This window comes from Pseudomonadota bacterium (assembly GCA_027624955.1).
Taxonomy (GTDB): Bacteria; Pseudomonadota; Alphaproteobacteria; order UBA828; family UBA828; genus PTKB01.
Window position 1 is genome coordinate 98,922 of record JAQBTG010000005.1, and the last position, 16,227, is coordinate 115,148.

The 16,227-nt window shown below is 60.5% G+C and carries 13 protein-coding genes; 5 read left to right on the forward strand and 8 right to left on the reverse strand.

All coding sequences use genetic code 11. The features are described from left to right. Positions 1-36 precede the first annotated feature (36 nt). The 3 genes from cydC (at position 37) to O3A94_03560 (ending at position 5,660) form a co-directional block, all read left to right on the forward strand. On the forward strand, positions 37-3,645 hold the full coding sequence (gene cydC / locus O3A94_03550) for a thiol reductant ABC exporter subunit CydC (GenBank protein MDA1355325.1): 3,609 nt from the start codon (positions 37-39) through the stop codon (positions 3,643-3,645). 180 nt (positions 3,646-3,825) lie between these two features. Continuing rightward, complete coding sequence (locus tag O3A94_03555; protein ID MDA1355326.1) at positions 3,826-4,386, forward strand: OsmC family protein; 561 nt, start codon at positions 3,826-3,828, stop codon at positions 4,384-4,386. 32 nt (positions 4,387-4,418) lie between these two features. Beyond that, entirely contained in the window at positions 4,419-5,660 is a 1,242-nt protein-coding gene (locus tag O3A94_03560; protein MDA1355327.1) for an NAD(P)-binding domain-containing protein, read from the forward strand. Positions 5,661-5,665: 5 nt separating this feature from the next. Here O3A94_03560 and O3A94_03565 read toward each other — a convergent pair whose 3' ends face one another. Then, positions 5,666-5,974: a DUF1272 domain-containing protein gene (locus O3A94_03565; GenBank protein MDA1355328.1), complete on the reverse strand. Its 309-nt coding sequence runs from the start codon at positions 5,972-5,974 to the stop codon at positions 5,666-5,668. A gap of 2 nt (positions 5,975-5,976) precedes the next feature. Further along, the gene (locus tag O3A94_03570; GenBank protein ID MDA1355329.1) at positions 5,977-6,285 is read right to left on the reverse strand and encodes a YciI family protein; all 309 of its coding nucleotides are present in this window, start codon (positions 6,283-6,285) and stop codon (positions 5,977-5,979) included. A gap of 75 nt (positions 6,286-6,360) precedes the next feature. On the opposite strand from O3A94_03570, the gene O3A94_03575 reads away from it, so the two are divergent. Together O3A94_03575 and O3A94_03580 are read left to right on the forward strand one after the other, a co-directional pair. Further along, entirely contained in the window at positions 6,361-7,149 is a 789-nt protein-coding gene (locus tag O3A94_03575) for a fumarylacetoacetate hydrolase family protein (protein MDA1355330.1), read from the forward strand. A 105-nt stretch (positions 7,150-7,254) separates the two neighbouring features. Further along, on the forward strand, positions 7,255-8,070 hold the full coding sequence (locus tag O3A94_03580; protein MDA1355331.1) for a class I SAM-dependent methyltransferase: 816 nt from the start codon (positions 7,255-7,257) through the stop codon (positions 8,068-8,070). A gap of 125 nt (positions 8,071-8,195) precedes the next feature. Here the strand turns inward: O3A94_03580 and O3A94_03585 are convergent, their stop codons facing one another. The 6 genes from O3A94_03585 to O3A94_03610 form a co-directional block, all read right to left on the reverse strand. Further along, positions 8,196-9,221, reverse strand: a complete 1,026-nt coding sequence (locus tag O3A94_03585) for a hypothetical protein (GenBank protein MDA1355332.1) — start codon at positions 9,219-9,221, stop codon at positions 8,196-8,198. A 263-nt stretch (positions 9,222-9,484) separates the two neighbouring features. Then, positions 9,485-10,876 carry an aspartate aminotransferase family protein gene (locus O3A94_03590; protein ID MDA1355333.1) on the reverse strand — a complete coding sequence of 464 codons (1,392 nt, stop codon included), beginning with the start codon at positions 10,874-10,876 and terminating at the stop codon, positions 9,485-9,487. A 37-nt stretch (positions 10,877-10,913) separates the two neighbouring features. Next, the gene (locus tag O3A94_03595) at positions 10,914-11,384 is read right to left on the reverse strand and encodes a hypothetical protein (protein ID MDA1355334.1); all 471 of its coding nucleotides are present in this window, start codon (positions 11,382-11,384) and stop codon (positions 10,914-10,916) included. Between the two features lie 40 nt (positions 11,385-11,424). Then, entirely contained in the window at positions 11,425-13,716 is a 2,292-nt protein-coding gene (locus O3A94_03600; GenBank protein MDA1355335.1) for a hydantoinase B/oxoprolinase family protein, read from the reverse strand. A gap of 33 nt (positions 13,717-13,749) precedes the next feature. Next, complete coding sequence (locus tag O3A94_03605) at positions 13,750-15,861, reverse strand: hydantoinase/oxoprolinase family protein (protein MDA1355336.1); 2,112 nt, start codon at positions 15,859-15,861, stop codon at positions 13,750-13,752. Positions 15,862-15,965: 104 nt separating this feature from the next. Then, positions 15,966-16,227 (reverse strand): hypothetical protein (locus tag O3A94_03610; GenBank protein ID MDA1355337.1); only part of this gene is annotated, 262 nt, incomplete at its 5' end.

The following is a 16,227-nucleotide window of genomic DNA, read 5'->3' on the forward strand; positions in this document are numbered from 1 at the left end:
TGGCATGCGCCATGACGCCGATTAGATAGAACAACCATGTATCTCGACCGCAGGCTTTGGGTTTTTACGGAAGGCGTGCGTGCGCGTATCGCGGCGACCATCCTGTTGGGCTTGCTGGCGGCAACTGCGGGCGCTGCGCGCCTGGCACTTTTGGGTTGGTTGCTCGCCAAGATATTTGCTGGCCAGCCGATTTCCGAGATGGTGTTGCCGTTTGTTCTTACCGCCGCCGTGATGCTGTTGCGTGGCGTTCTCGAATATAGCCGCAACATGATGGCGCACCGCACTGCAGCCACGGTGCAAGTAACTCTGCGCCAACGGCTCTACAAACATGTCATCGCTCTCGGTCCCGCCTATTTCGGTCGTGAGCGCACGGGTACGACACTCCTTACGCTGATCGACGGGGTCGAGCAGCTCGAGACTTATTTCGGTCAATATTTGCCGCAGCTTTGCGTCGCCACCTTGGCACCGCTCGGCATATTTACTTTCATGGCCTTTCTCGACCTGCCGCTTGCCGGTGCGTTGCTGGGCTTCGCGCTCTTCACGCTGTTCGCGCCGGCCGCCTTTCACCGCTGGGACCGCCGCGCAGCACAAGCGCGGCAACGCTCTTATGCGGCCTACGGCGCTGAATTCCTGGATTCAGTGCAGGGTCTGGCGACGCTCAAATCCTTCGGCCAAAGCGGTGCGCGGGCGCGTGACCTGACTGCCAAGGCGCATGATTTATTTCGTCGCACCATGTGGGTGTTGGCAACTAATTCGTTGTCGCGCGGCATCACCGATGGCGGCATCGCCGTCGGCGCGGCGCTAGCGCTCGGCATCGGTGCCTGGCGTGTGGCGGACGGGGACATCAGCATCGGCGTGCTGTTAATCGTATTGATGATGGGGGTGGAGCTATTCCGCCCGATGCGCGATCTGCGTATTTTATTACACCAGGGCATGCTCGGGCAATCCGCCGCCGAGGGGTTGTTCGCCTTGCTCGACGCCAAGCCGCTGGTGCGTGAAAAAGAAAGCGGAGAGGGTCAGTCAACCGCCGCATTAGAGCCTTCTCTGCGCTTCGAGGGCGTGAATTTTTCCTATCCCGGCGGGCGCCAGCAGGCACACCGGGATTTGAGTTTTGAAATCAAGGCTGGCGAGCGCATCGGCATTGTCGGCCCGAGCGGCTGTGGTAAATCTTCCATCGTGCGCCTGGCGCTTCGCCTCTACGACCCCGATTCAGGCAAGGTTTCGCTCGGCGGCTGCGACTTACGAGATTTGAGTTTCGCGCAAATCCGCGATCATTTCGCCGTTGTGCATCAGGACACTTACCTTTTTCACGGCACGGCGGAAGAAAATATCCGCTTCGGCAAGCCCGATGCCACACGGGCGGAACTGGAAGCGGCAGCGCGCGCTGCCAACGCCCATGAGTTCATCTCGCACCTGCCACAAGGCTATGACACGGTGATCGGCGAGCGCGGCGTTCGCTTGTCGGGCGGCCAACGCCAGCGCATCGCCATCGCTCGGGCGCTGCTCCGAGACGCTCCGTTTTTGGTGCTGGACGAAGCGCTCTCGGCGGTCGACGCGGAAAATGAAGCGGTTATTCAAGAGGCTCTAGACCGCCTCATGACAGGACGTACCGTGCTGATTTTGGCGCACCGCCTGTCCAGCGTCATCGACGCGGACCGTATTTTGGTGCTGGAGGAAGGCGCGTTGGTTGAGCAGGGCCGGCACGGCACGTTGATGGCTGCGGGTGGAGTCTATTCTCGCTTGATGGCGGCGCAGGCGACGGAAGCGGTGGGAAGCGGAGGCGCCGAACAGTTGATCGCCGCGCCAGCATCGGGAGCGGACGCCCCGGCACCGCTCGAAGATTCGCGGCTCGCCGAGTTGCAGCCGGCAGATGAGATCCTGCGCGCCGGCCATATGGGTTGGTGGCGTGCCGCCGGCCTTTTGATGCGCCTCGTTCGGCCGTTGCGCAGGCGTGTCGGCCTGGCCTTTTTGCTCGGTGTCGCGCGCGTCATGGCCCTGATCGGCGTCGGCGTGTTAAGCGCTTTTGTGGTGGCGGCAGTGCGCAACGGTGAGCCATTCGGCGGACTGCTGATCGCCCTCTATGCGCTGGCGCCGTTCGCCGGCATCTTGCATTGGCTCGAATCCTGGGTTGCCCATGACATGGCCTTCCGTCTGCTTACCGAAATGCGCATTGCCTTGTTTGCCAAGCTCGATGCGCTGGCGCCGGCTTACCTGTTGCGCCGGCGCAGTGGCGATTTGGTGGCCATGGCAACGCAGGATATCGAGAATGTGGAATTTTTCTTCGCTCACACTGTGGCCCCCGCTTTCGTCGCGCTGTTGGTGCCGGCTGCCGTGCTCACCGCCATACTGTTTTACGGCTGGCCGATGGCGGTTGCTTTGACGCCGTTCCTGGCGCTGATCGCGCTCTCGCCGTTCCTGATGCGCAAGCGGGTTGACCGCCTGGCCTCGCGCGCCAGCGAGGCGCAGGGCGAACTCAACGCTCACACGGTCGATACGCTGCAGGGCCTGCCCGAGATTCTTGCTTTCCGCCAAGAGGCGCAGCGCGGCAAGCAGTTGATCGACCTCGTGCACCGCCACCATGCGCTGCGTTTGCCCTTCTTTAGCGATCTTACCATTCAGACGGCATTGGTCGAAACCGTGACCGGGCTTGGCGGCCTTGCCGTGGTCATCACTGGCGCGTTTCTGGTGAATAGCGGTGATCTTGATTACACCATGTTGCCGCTTCTTACCCTGCTCGCGATGGCGGCCTTTCTGCCGGTCTCGGAAATTGCCAATATTGGCCGGCAGCTTGCCGATACGCTGGGCGGTACACGTCGCCTCAATGCCGTGCATAGTGAGCCGGTCGCGGTGACCGACGGTCCCGGCGTGACGGCGGCGCAATCAAGCGGCGCCGGCGCGGCGTTGGAGCTCGAAAATGTGCGCTTCACCTATCCCGGCATCAAGGCGCCGGCACTGGATGGGGTAAACCTCACCCTGGCGCCGGGGCGTACCCTCGCCCTGGTCGGCTCCTCGGGCGCCGGCAAGACGACGCTAGCGAATCTATTGATGCGGTTCTGGGACCCGGAAGAAGGCACAGTGCGCCTGAACGGGCATGACCTTAAAGATTGGCGCATCGACGATCTGCGCGCGCATATCGCCCTGGTGGCGCAGGATACTTATCTGTTCAACGATACCATCCGCGCCAATATCCTCATCGCCCGGCCCGATGCCAGCGCGGCGGACGTGGCGGCGGCTGTCAGCCGCGCGGCGCTTGAGGATTTTACCGCCGCGTTGCCCGACGGGCTGGAGACTGAAGTGGGCGAGCGCGGAACGCGCCTGTCCGGCGGCCAGCGCCAACGCATCGCTATCGCCCGCGCGTTTCTCAAGGACGCGCCGGTGCTAATACTCGACGAGGCGACATCGCATCTCGACGCGCTCAATGAACAAACGGTACGGCGCGCCCTTTCCGAGTTGATGGTGGCGCGCACCACGGTTGTTATCGCGCATCGGCTCTCTACCGTGCGCGACGCCGATCAGATTTTGGTGATGGAGGGCGGGCGTGTGTGTGAGGTTGGCACGCATGCCAGCCTTCTTGCCAAGGGCGGTCTATATGCCGCGCTCGTGTCACGCCAACTCGCCGCGAGCGCGCAACCCGCACTGGATTGAAATAAATTTCCGTGCCGGATCGGCTCAATATTTGCCTACCGAATGCCATGGCGATAGGGCGCGCCTTTCGTCTCGGCGACCGCCATTGAACGCGCTTGACACCCGAGCCGCGCAACTTAAGCTCTTGCAACCGATCAAACGGGAACCCCAATCTGGGTAACGAAATGAGGGAGAAAATGGATGGCTGACAGCGAGAAAACAGTTGATAACGGCGTGAATGTTCAGGCCTTGCTCGACGCTAGGGTGGCGCTGGAAAATATGCCTGAGGCGGCTAAATTTGAATGGCGCGCGTCTTGCGAGTGGAAGAATGGTACGTACAGCCACTCGACCGTAGAGGGCTATTTCGGCCTCGGCGAGCAGCAAAAACGCAAGACCATTTTTAATTTCGATGCCGACCATCCCGCGGTCTTTGCCTCCGAAGACAGAGGCGCCACACCTGTTGAATATGTGCTTGTCGGCTTGGCCTCTTGCCTGACCGCCGGTATCGCCGCGGTCGCGCAAAATCGCAATATCCAGCTGCGCTCTGTTGTCGCCACGCTCGAAGGTGGAATGGACATTCAGGGTATCCTTGGCATGGACAGCGATATCCGCAATGGCTTCGACGGCATCAAAGTGAGCTACAAGATCGACGCCGATGCGTCGCAGAAAGATATCGAGGCGTTGGTGGCGCAGTCTCAAAAGCGCTCGGCGGTCTATGACATCGTAACCAATCCGACAAATATCACCGTCGAGGTTAACTGACCTCGCGAAGACAGCCGTCAGGAGCGAGGCCCATTCACACCACCACCACCGTCGTCATTGGCGGCGGTCAGGCCGGCTTGGCCATGAGCCAGTGCCTCACCGCGCGCGCCATCAATCATGTCGTGTTGGAACGCGGTGAAGTCGCCAATTCATGGCGCACCGAGCGCTGGGATTCGCTGTGTCTGCTCACCCCCAACTGGCAAAGCCGGCTCCCCGGCTTTGGCTATGACGGTGACGATCCCGATGGCTACCGCTCGATGCCGGAGACCATCGAGTTTCTTGACCGCTATGCCGGCGTCATTTCGGCCCCGGTCGAGACTCACACCACTGTCACCTCGGTGACGGCCGACGATCAGGGGTTTAGGGTCTCCACCGACCAGGGCGATTGGCGTTGCCGTACCGTGGTACTCGCCAGCGGCGCCTGTAATTTCGCTCGTGTTCCGGCGCTGGCTGAGGCCGTGCCGCCCGGTATCGCCATGCTTAGCTCGATGGATTACCGCAATCCGGATCAGCTCGATCGCGGCGGCGTCTTGGTGGTTGGCGCGTCGGCGACCGGCACCCAGCTTGCCGACGAAATCCATCGTTCGGGTCGCCCGGTGACGATTTCCACCGGCGAGCATATCCGCGCGCCCCGCGTCTACCGCGGCCGCGACATAGAATGGTGGATGGACGCCGCCGGCGTGCTCGACGAACGTTATGACGAGGTCGAGGATATCCAGCGCGCGCGCAAGCTGCCGTCGCTACAACTCGCCGGCACGGCCAAACGGACCACCCTTGATCTCAACGCGCTGACCGGCATCGGCGTTAAACTCATCGGCCGTCTCGCCGGCATCAATAACGGCAAAGCGCAATTCTCCGGGTCGTTGCGCAATCAGTGCGCCCTCTCAGACCTCAAGATGGGGCGCTTGCTTGATACCATCGACGAATGGGCGGGCGAGAATGGCCTGGATAGTGAAGTCGAGCCGCCGCACAGGTTGGATCCAACTGTCGTCGACGATGCGCCGCCCCTCGGCATCGACCTTAACAGCGGCGAAATCAAAACCATTCTGTGGGCGACCGGCTACTATCCCGACTATTCGTGGCTCAATGTTCCTATCTTCGATCGCAAGGGCCGCATTCGTCATGATGGCGGCATCGTCACGGAAGTACCTGGCATGTATCTGATGGGAATCCAATTTCTACGCCGCCGCAAATCTGCGCTGATGGATGGGGTCGGCGACGACGCGCGGGATTTAAGCGCCCATCTGTCAGATTACCTCGACGATCCGGCCTAATCCGCTCACCGATTCTCAGGCGCAATAGCGCCAACGCGGGCGATCAGGGCACATTGTTCATCGCGCCCGACCGGGCGATGTTTCCGTTCTTGAGCCGGCGCTTGGTCGGCGAGCGAAACGCCTTTTCTCCAGGCTTGTACCGGCCGGATCGGCCGCGGCACGAAGCCGCCGCCGCAGTTTGGGCAAACATTTTCCAAAATTCCATCGACGCAGTCGCGGCAAAACGTGAATTCGTAAGAGCAAATTCTTGCCTGCGTCGATGCCGGCGGCAGGTCGATCGCACAATTTTCACAAATCGGCCTGAGGTCGAGCATGTTCAGTCTCTCTCGTCAGGGCGGCCAAGTACCCAAGCCCAGGGGCGCACTTCGCAGACGGCAAACAAGCCAGCCTGGCGATAGGGATCGCCTGCCGAGAAGGCCTGGGCCACAGCCAGGGATGGTGCTTCGACGATCATCATTGAGCCGTTCATGGTCTCTTCGTCTTCAGCTAAAGTCGGGCCGCCATGAATTACAGTGACTTCAGGATGGGCCGCGATATCGCGCAAATATTCACGGTGCGCCGGTCTGGTTTGCAATCTGAGGTCGGTGGAATCAGGCCGGTCGGTGGCGAAAATAGCGAAATACATTAAGCGCTCCCTGGCTGTTGTTGGTTGTCATCGGCGTGCCTTGTCGGCCGCATGATGGTGCGCTAAGACTGCGCTATGGGAGATGCACGTGCAAGCGAAGCCGCCGCGCTGATTTGGCAAAATTGGCGCAATCAAAGCCGTATCGACGCGCTACCTGAATCCTGCCGCCCGCGCACGCTGGCCGAGGGCTATGCGGCGCAGGCGGAGCTCAGCGCATTGAGCGGCTGGCAGGCGATCGGCTGGAAGATCGCTGCCACCAGCGCAGCCGGGCAAAAACATATCGGCGTGGACGGGCCGCTCGCCGGGCGTCTGCTCGCCGGAAAATTGCATGAAAGCGGCGCCGAGCTGCCCGCCGCGCATCTGCATATGGCGGTGATGGAAGCCGAGTTTGTATTTCGTCTGGCCGAAGATTTGCCGGCGCGCGGACACGATTATTCGCCGGAGGATGTGGTGGCGGCGACGGCGTCGCTTCATCTCGGCATCGAGGTGCCGGATTCACGCTTCGAGGATTTTTCCGTCGTCGGCGCGCCGCAATTGATCGCCGACAATGCCTGTACCGAGTTTTTTGTTCTCGGCGCGGCAGTGCCGGAAAGCTGGCGTGACCTCGATCTAGCGGGCCATCAGGTCAGCGTCGCCATCAACGGCAAAACCGTGGCGGAAGGCACCGGCGCCAATGTCCTCGGCGATCCGCGCCGCGCTCTAGCTTGGCTCGCAAATGACCGCGTCACCCAGGGCGCGCCGCTCCGCGCCGGCGAGTTCATTACCACGGGCACCTGCATCGTACCGGCGGCAATTAAACCGGGTGATCAAGTGGTGGCGGATTTCGGCGCGCTCGGCCGCGTCAACGTACAGTTCACGCCTTAGGCGGATGCGTCGTCTATCCAGGCTTCGCAAGTGAACCAGCAAGCCAGTGGAATCGAAATTCACAATGCGTAACGGCAGCGGCAATTCTTTTCAAAAGGTGGTGGAATGAGCGGTGAACAGGCCCGTTTTGTAGGCACGATTCCGGAAACTTACGAGCGGGTGCTTGGGCCGTTCTTGTTCGACTTTTACGCGGGCGACCTGGCGGCGCGCCTTGAAGCACCGGCGGGCGGGCGCGTGCTGGAAATTGCTTGCGGCACCGGAATTTCGACCGAGGCCGCGCGGGCGGCACTGGATCGAAGCGTCCGTATCACCGCGACCGACCTCAACCCACCAATGCTTGAATTGGCGCGCGCCAAACGTGGCCATTTGCCGGGCGTGGATTTCAGCGAAGCGGATGCCCAGGAACTTCCCTATCCGGACGCGACATTCGATGCGTTGTTCTGCCAATTTGGTCTGATGTTCTTGCCCGACAAAGCGCAGGGATTTCGCGAGGCCCTTCGCGTCTTGAAGCCCGGAGGTCTACTCGCTTTCAATGTGTGGGATTCACTCGAACGCAACCCCATCGCTGCGTTGGCACACCAAACTATCGGCGAATTCTTTACCGCCGATCCGCCGCAGTTTCTCACGGTACCGTTCGGATGGTATGCGCATGACATCATCCACGCACATGTGGAAGATGCGGGCTTCGCTAATATTTCGATTGAAGCACTGCCATATGATGCCAGCCACCCCAACGCCGCCGATCTGGCCTATGGCTGGGTGCATGGCAATCCGTCTATTCTGGAAATCGAGGAGCGCGGCTCTGCCGCGCCGCATGAAGTTGTTGCCACCCTGACCGGCCGCTTGATCGAGGCCTATGGCAACGAACCGCTGCGTACGCGCGTGCAGGCTATTGTCGTAACCGCGCGCCGCCCGGATTAGCGCTAACATAATTGAAATTCAGGCAGGGCCGGCGAAGGCTGGTTGGCGGATTACGGTATCCGCTTGATGCTGGCGCTGGCCGCTTGCAGGGCGAAGAAGGTGCCGCCCCCGGATGTCGGACATGGCTAGATCTGCGTCGGCCGCGACACATCGAAATCCGCATTGGCACGCTTTGAATCATCGGGCAATTCGGCTCGCAACAGCGGCTTTTGGGGATGCGGCAGGACGGCCTGCAATTGCGGTTTGGCTGGCGCCGGCAGCAGCAATGCTTGGAGCACCGGCTTGGCGGGTACGGGCAGCAGGAGCGCGTCGTCTAAGCTAGGCTCTGAATTGCGGCGCACAAGCGTTTCGTTCAACGCGCCGCGCCATGCGGCATACCGCCGCGTCGGTAGATTTTCGATATCTCCTGCCGGCGACAGATTGTTCCAATAAACTTCGCGTTGTATGAGCGCTTCGGTATGTCCTTGTGCCCGCGAGGGCGGAATTGTGAGCGCTTGCTCGGCCACACTCGGCGTGCCGGTGTGCATTTTATCGAGCGCCCAGTCAGCCAGGTCAGCTTCGGGCGATGCTGTCGTCTGTAGGAACGGCAACGGCGAGCTGTCCAACTTGGCGCGAATCAGGTCCGGCGTTCCGGAGGCCGGGGCAATCGCACCAAGCTCGGTGAAATCCGAGCCAGTTTGTAACGAAGCCAGGACAATCCATTCGTTCGGCAATTCAGAGATGCTGGCGAGAGCCACGATGCTCGGTTGTAGGGATGCTGTTGCCGGGACGGTTATGCTATCCAAAAATTGCACAACTGGCAGGGTTGGCGAAGAGCCCGGAAGTCCGATATCCGCAACCATGATATGCGGTGTGTCCGTGTCGCCCGGCACCGGCGAATCCGGCTCGTCTTCTTCGAGCCAGGCCACAACGCCCTTGAAATCTTCCTCTGTGGCCGCCGAGCCCGGTTGCTCGCAGAAGTCGCGGTCTTCACGCAACGCACCTTCGAGCAAGCGGCAATCCTCGCCCGTCAGGGCATCGAGGGCGATTTCGGTTGCCCCCTTGCCGGTCGCGACAGTGGATAAGAGCGAAGCGCCGGTGAGGATGTCGGTAAATACCAAAGGTCCGGCGAACGGCAAGGCACAGCCTGAAAGGACGGCACCAGCGCTCATCAGCAGGATAGCTGCCGACCCTCGACGAATGACCAAAAATCCCTCCCGCTCAATGGTTTGGAGAATGCTGTTACAGTTGATATTAAATACATATCACGCGCAAAGCAATATTCGAGCCGAAGGTTGATAGGGCCAAGGCCGATTGCCGGCCCGGTGCTAGCCCGGTTCCGAACGGTTATTCCGTTACACCCGCCGCCATCATGCGGCTATGGCCGACAATATCGGCTGCCAAGATCGCTGCTAGTCGGCGAATCTCTCTTTCTTCAGGCAAGCGTCTGGGTCCGCTCCGAGCCTGCTGCAAGGGAGGAAGAGGCGCGAAAATCGACATCCTTGGGATAGCCGGCAAGTGCGCGTTTGATGGCGCGTTCGAGTGCTGCCAGAGCCTCGTCGATTTCGGCTTCGGTGGTGGTCAAAGGCGGGCAGAACCGCATGAAGTTTTTCACGCAGATAAATATCAGCCCCTCCAGGGCTGCGTTGTAGCGGATGCGTTCTGCCATCGCCGCGTCGGCGCGCTTGCTTTCTTTGTCAGCCACCACATCGACCATGCTGTACAGCCCCTGACCGCGCACATCGCCCATGGCCTCATATGATTGACAGAGGCGCTCGAGGCCGGTGGCAAGACGTGCTCCGAGCACTTCGGCGCGCGCCGTCAAATTGTCGCGCTCGATGATTTCTAGCTGCTTAAGCGCCACGGCTGCCGGCAGCGGATCACCGGAATAGGTGCCAGCCCATGGCGTGCCGGCGCGTCCACGCGCTTCCTCGGCAATGTCGCGCCGCGTCACCACGCCGCAAATGGCGAGGCCGGCTGACATGCCCTTGGCAAAAGTCACCATGTCCGGCACGACATCGTAATGCTCGAATCCCCACATCTTGCCGGTGCGCGCCGGCGCCAATTGCGCCTCGTCGAGGACGAGAAAGGCGCCGTGCCGCTCAGCCAAACTCTTTAGGCCCGGCAGCCATTCTTTGGGCGGCACAACCATGCCGCCTGCCACCAAGATGGTTTCCGCAATAATTGCCGCCGCATCGCCGCTGGTGGTCTGATCGATCAAGTCTTCACTGGCCGCCAGGCAGGCGACGCCGCAGTCGGGATAAGTGAGATTTATTGGGCAACGCCAACATAGTGGCGCGTGGATTGCGGGCGCACTAGCGGGTGGCAGCAGCGGCCCAAGGTTGCGCCGCCGGGCGCCGCCGATCGAAGTCAACCCTTCAACAGCAAGACTGCCGCCATGCAGGCCGCGAATCACCGAAATAATATCGTGCTTGCCGCTGGCGCCAAGCGACATGCGCATCGCGACTTCATTGGCCTCAGAGCCGGTGACGGTGAAATTCACCACATCGAGTCCGTCCGGGAGTGTTGCTGTCAGGGCTTCGGCGAACGCGATGATCTGCGGATTAGAATACCAGCTGTTCTCATGCACGAAACGCCCGGCCTGCTCACGAAGCGTCTCGGTCAACTCCTCATGCCCGTGGCCTAAAGGCAGGCACATCATACCTGAAGTGAAATCGAGATATTCGTTGCCGTCGAAATCGGTGATCGTGCTGCCCTTGCCGCTCTCAAAAATGATGCCGGGCGCATAACGCCAGCCCAACACATGCTCTGCATCACGCGCGATCAAATCCTTATGCGCGTTGGAAAAATTGAAATTCTTTTCCACTTTTTGCTCCTTACCTACCCTGTCGATAATGCTCGTTTTACTCGCCGAGCGGTCTCACCTGCACCGAATCATCGCCGCTATGGCGCGGCGACATGGTGATCGCCACGGTGGCGCCGGAGAGCGTGCGTCCCTCAATCAGGATGGTGGCGACACGATCTCCTTGAGAAAAAGCCAGCACACTCGATTCAGCCTGTACGCTGGTGATCAGGCGCCAGCCGAAGCGCGGCATTTCCTGATGATAGCGGGCGAAGGCGTCGGCCGAAGATTCGCCGATCGTGAACACCAGCCGCCCTGTCCAATTGTCTTGCCCGCCGAGGACCAGACTGCGCTCGCTGTCGAGGCGCGCACCATCGGGGATCGGGACATCGGTAATCGGCTGGAAGGCCGCGTTGGTCTCGCCCTCAACCGTCACCGGCGCCGAGGTCGCCGCCAGTCGCGGTCCGCCATCGCAAGCCGCAAGTGCCACCACGGCGGTGGCCGCGATGAGTATCGTGAATCGCGCTCTCATTCCGGGAGCGTAACACTCCGTGGCGCTCTGCCGAAAGTGATTATAACGTCAATTCAATGGCGCGCATCACGGGATCGCGCTCGACGGCGATCTCGTTATCGATCTGGCTACCGCACGCCGGGCAGTAGAAAAGGCGGAAGGCGACGGCGTCATCGACAAAATCGAACGGGTCGCCGACCAACGGATTGGACGCCGAAACCGGAAGATCTTCGCGCAGGCAAACATCCTTGTAATTATCGGCAAGCGGCCCGAGGTCGGCGGCGCAATGGGCGCAGGCCCAGTGCGCGGCGTCGGAAGTGCCGTAAACCGCAAGATTATCGCCAGCCGCTAGAGAAACTTCGCCGCTATGAATCTCTCTCGGGGCATGGCCGTTGCCAAGACGTGTAAGCCGCGCCGCGCGAATTTGTTCGCGGTTTTTCGCCGTCGCCGCAACATCGACGTGCTCGTCCGCGTCCAGCACCGCACCGAAAATATCGCGCGCCGCCGCGGGCGTAATATTGAGATGCTCAAGGTCATGCGCGATGCGCTCGGGATCGCGCAATAAGGGATCGCCGAAGCCGCCGCCGCCCGACCAGCGCACGGCGTAAACATCCGCCGCGTTTTGTACGAAATTCTCTTGCCGCAATTGCAGCAGTATCGACTCGCCGTTGACCTCGGACGCGTCCTCGACCATGTGCGAATCAGCCAGGCGTTCGAGAATGTCGCTGTTGCGGACGAACGTGTAGGCATTGGTGGTCGACGGGTAGCCGCCCATCATGCCGGTCGACGTGGGGATGGCATTGCCCGATGACAGCGTGTCCTGAACGATATGGTCGGTATTGTGCGGGATGAAGCAGCTTTCCGCCGACAAGCCGCCGCGGAATTTTCCCGCGCCGCCCGAATCCGGCAGTTCCTTGCGATAGAGAAAGAGCAGCGGAAACAATTGCTCGTTATGCTCGACATTAGGCAACTGGCCGATCGGCGTGCGCGCCTGGCCGCCGGTGTTGATGCCGTCGCCTTGCGCAAAGGCGCCGATCGAGCCACCGATGGGGTCGATCAGCAGATAACCGTAGCGTTCGCCCCACTGGTCGATGCCGCGGAAGATCGTCGTCGGCCATTGGCTGGTGCCGCCGATGCCCATGATGTCCTGACGCAATTCTTCATCGGAATAGAGCATCTTGGAGATGATGTTGTAGGCCGGGTAGAGCGAGATCTCCATCGACTGGGTCGGCGCGGTGGAAACCGACGCTGGAAAATTAGCGCAATTAAGTGTGCCCGGGACGGGATCGAATTCGATATGGCGGAGCGCGCCGCCAACGGCGAAATACTGGTCCCAACTCAAAAGCTCGTTGATGGCAACCATCACCGAGCCGCGCCAGCCTGAATAGGTCGCGTTCATCGCGCCGTCTTGGGGCGCAGTGCCTTCATTATCGAAGATCAGCTTGTCGCCCTTTTTCTGTAGTGCAATCTGCACACGGTGAGTGCGCCGATCGCCCGGGCGGCAGGCTTCGATATAGGTCCGGTCGCGCCACACGCCGTCGGGAATTTTCTTCAGCTTGGCAAGAAATGCCGCTTCAGAATTATCGATCACTTTCTTCATCACCGTCTTCACGGTTTTGGCGCCGTAGCGGGTGATGAGCTGTTCCATGCGCGCCTTAGCCGTCATGTTGCCGGCTAACTGGGCGCGGAAATCGAGCGCCACCATATCGGGCTTGCGTGACGAGCGCAGGTAAAGCGCCTCGATATCTCTCCTGACCACGTTGTTCTCGACGATCTTGACCGGTGGAATCAGGATGCCTTCGTCAAATGCGCTTTCCGCCGACGGGCAGAAGCTGCCCGGCGTGATGCCACCGATGTCATATTGATGCAGGCAGTTGGTGATCCAACAAAACAGCTCACCCTCATGAAACACCGGGCAGATCAGCATCACGTCCATTTGATGCGCCGCGCCGACCCACGGGTCGTTGGCGAGGAACATATCGCCCGCTTTGATGCCGGGATTATCGGAACGGTATTCCAATATCCACTTTACCTGTGTATCGGTGACGCCCGACATGTACTGCATATACGGGCCGAAATAGACGAACTCCGCGTCCTCGGTGAGGATCGAGGGATTGAGGTCGAGCGCGAACATCGCTACCGGAGAACCCGAGATGCGCTGGATCGTTGCGCCATGCTCTTCGTTGATGTTCCACAGATTGTGGCGGATCACTTCATAGGTGATTGGGTCCACGGTTTCGTCCCAGTCGCGATGAAGCTTCAGACTGGGCGAAATGTTGAGTTCCTTCGGCGGCACATACGGATTGTCGATCCCGTCGAATGCGACGTCGGTAATCTGGCTGATGCGTGGCATGGTTCGCCCTTCCGTATGCTTTATGTCGTGGTATTAATTCGCGGCTTCGAGCGTGAGTTCGATATTTCCGAATTCGTCTACCAACAAGATTTGACCCGGATGTACGACCACAGTGGTGTCGGCTGTCTCGACGATGGCGGGACCGGGCACGCTGTTGCCAGGCACCAGTTTTTCGCCTTCGAACACCGGCGTTTCCATCGTCTCGCCCGGCTCCGACCAATAGACCGGGCGCGCTGGGCGCTTCGCCTTCGGGTCGATGATGTCGCTCAATGTTTCGCTTCGGGTAAGGCGGGGTTTCAAAGTTTCGGCCGCCGCGCGGCAGCGATAAGTCACGATCTCTAGCTGTGCGCCAGGCAGCGAAGCCCCTTGACCGTAAAGCCGCTCATATTGCGCAACGAAGGCGTCATGCAGGCCTGGCAAATCACTTTCCGCCAATTCAGCGCCGCTGAATTCGACCTCGACTTCGTTGATTTGGCCTTTGTGGCGCATATCGAGGGAGAGGCGTAAATGCCGCTGCTCCGGCGGGATGTCGTCTGCCGCCAGTTCCGTCTCGGCATGGTTTTTCAATTCATTTAGCAGGCCATTCACGATGGCCACGTCGAAGGGTGAGCGCATCATGTTGACGCGCTCATGCACATGCAGCACATCCGCCGCCGCGGCACCGAAGGCGCACCAGACCGACGCGGTTTCGCGTTGCGGCACGATGACTTTGGCGACGCCGAGTTCGCGCGCGAACACGCCGGCATGGACCGGCCCGGCGCCGCCGAACGCGAACAGCACGAAGTCGCGCGGATCGAAGCCCTTTTGGATTGTTACCTTGCGGATCAAGTCGGCCATCTGGAATTCGGCAATTTTGACAATGCCGGCAGCGGTCTCCTGCAGGTTGAGACCAAGCGGCTCGGCAATTTTCCGCAGCGCCGCTTCTGCGGCGGCGCGATCAAGCCGCATCGTGCCGCCGGCGAAGTTCTCACCATCGAGATAGCCCAATATCAAGTCAGCATCCGTTACGGTGGCTATCTCGCCGCCGAGCCCATAGCAGGCCGGGCCCGGGTCTGCGCCGGCGCTTTCCGGGCCGACGCGCAACATGCCACTGGTTTCGTCAATCCAGGCCTTGGAGCCACCGCCGGCGCCAATAGTCTGAATATCCACCTTTGACAGGTAGTAGGCGTACTGATGCACCAAGCTGGTATAGGAAAACGCCGGCTTGCCATCATGGATGATGCCGACATCGAAGGAGGTGCCGCCCATATCGGTGGTAATGATATTTTTATAGCCCATCAGGCTGCCGGCATATTGCGAGCCGGTGACGCCTGCCACGGGGCCGGAATCGAGGGTGAGCAGCGGTGCCGCCATGGCGCGATCGACCGAGATGGTGCCGCCGGCGCATTGGGTGATTTGCAGCGGCTGATGATAGCCTAGTTTTTTCACGTCGCGCGCCACGCCGGCCAGATAGCCGGTGGTCAACGGGCCGATATAGGCGTTCAGCGCTACTGCCGCAGTGCGCTCATACTCGCCCCATTTTGGCACCAGCTCATACGAGGTGGTGACGAACATATCGGGCGCAATATCGCCGATCATCTCCTTCACCCGCGCTTCGTGCTTGGGTTCGAGGAACGACCACAAGAAACAGACAGCGATGGCTTCGACGTCCTTTTCCAGCAGCCGCCGAATGGCGGCCTCGGCCTCTTCTTCATTGAGCTCGACGATCACCTTGCCGAAGCAATCGACGCGTTCCGAAACCCCTTCGATCAAGCGCTTGGGCACGATGGGGTCGGGTTTCCGGCTTTCCGGGAAATGTACCACCAGGCGGATATCGTGGCCGGTGAGGCCGCGCGACCCGCGCATGATATGGATCACGTCATTATGCCCGCGGGTGGTGATCAGGCCGACGCGGGCGCCGCGCTTTTGGATGATGGCATTGGTGCCGACCGTGGTGCCATGGCTCAACATAGCGATCTCGGCACACAGCGTGTCCAGCCCGAGGCCGAGCTTGGCGGCGGCGGCTTTCAGCGCATCTTGCACACCTTTTGCAAAATCATGCGGCGTCGAGGGCGACTTGGCAGTGGTTACAACGCCATCGCCATCGACGATGACGCAATCGGTGAATGTGCCGCCGATATCAATACCGCAAAGATAGGTTGCCATGCGGCGCCCCTTTCGCTGGGTTGTTGTTATGGTCTCAGAGTCGCCCTGGCGGCGACGCCTTTTCTTGCCTCATGGGTGTGCTCTTGTCGAGCGCGCATTTGGCGTCAGCCTTCTGTAGAAATTCGGTTCGTCGATTGCCGCGCGCTCATCTTTTCGACCATGCGCGCCTGTGCTTCCGGGCTGCCGTCATGGAATGTGCCAAACCAGCGGTCGGCGGGGAACAGCGTGTTGCCGTAATTGCATTCGAAATGACGGTGATGCAGATAGTGGAAGAAGTCGCTCGGGAACTGAATCCCGCCTTTGACGACGATTTTGTCGAACCCGATATGGCCGACCCCCGACATCAGAGCGGCGACCTGCAGTGTG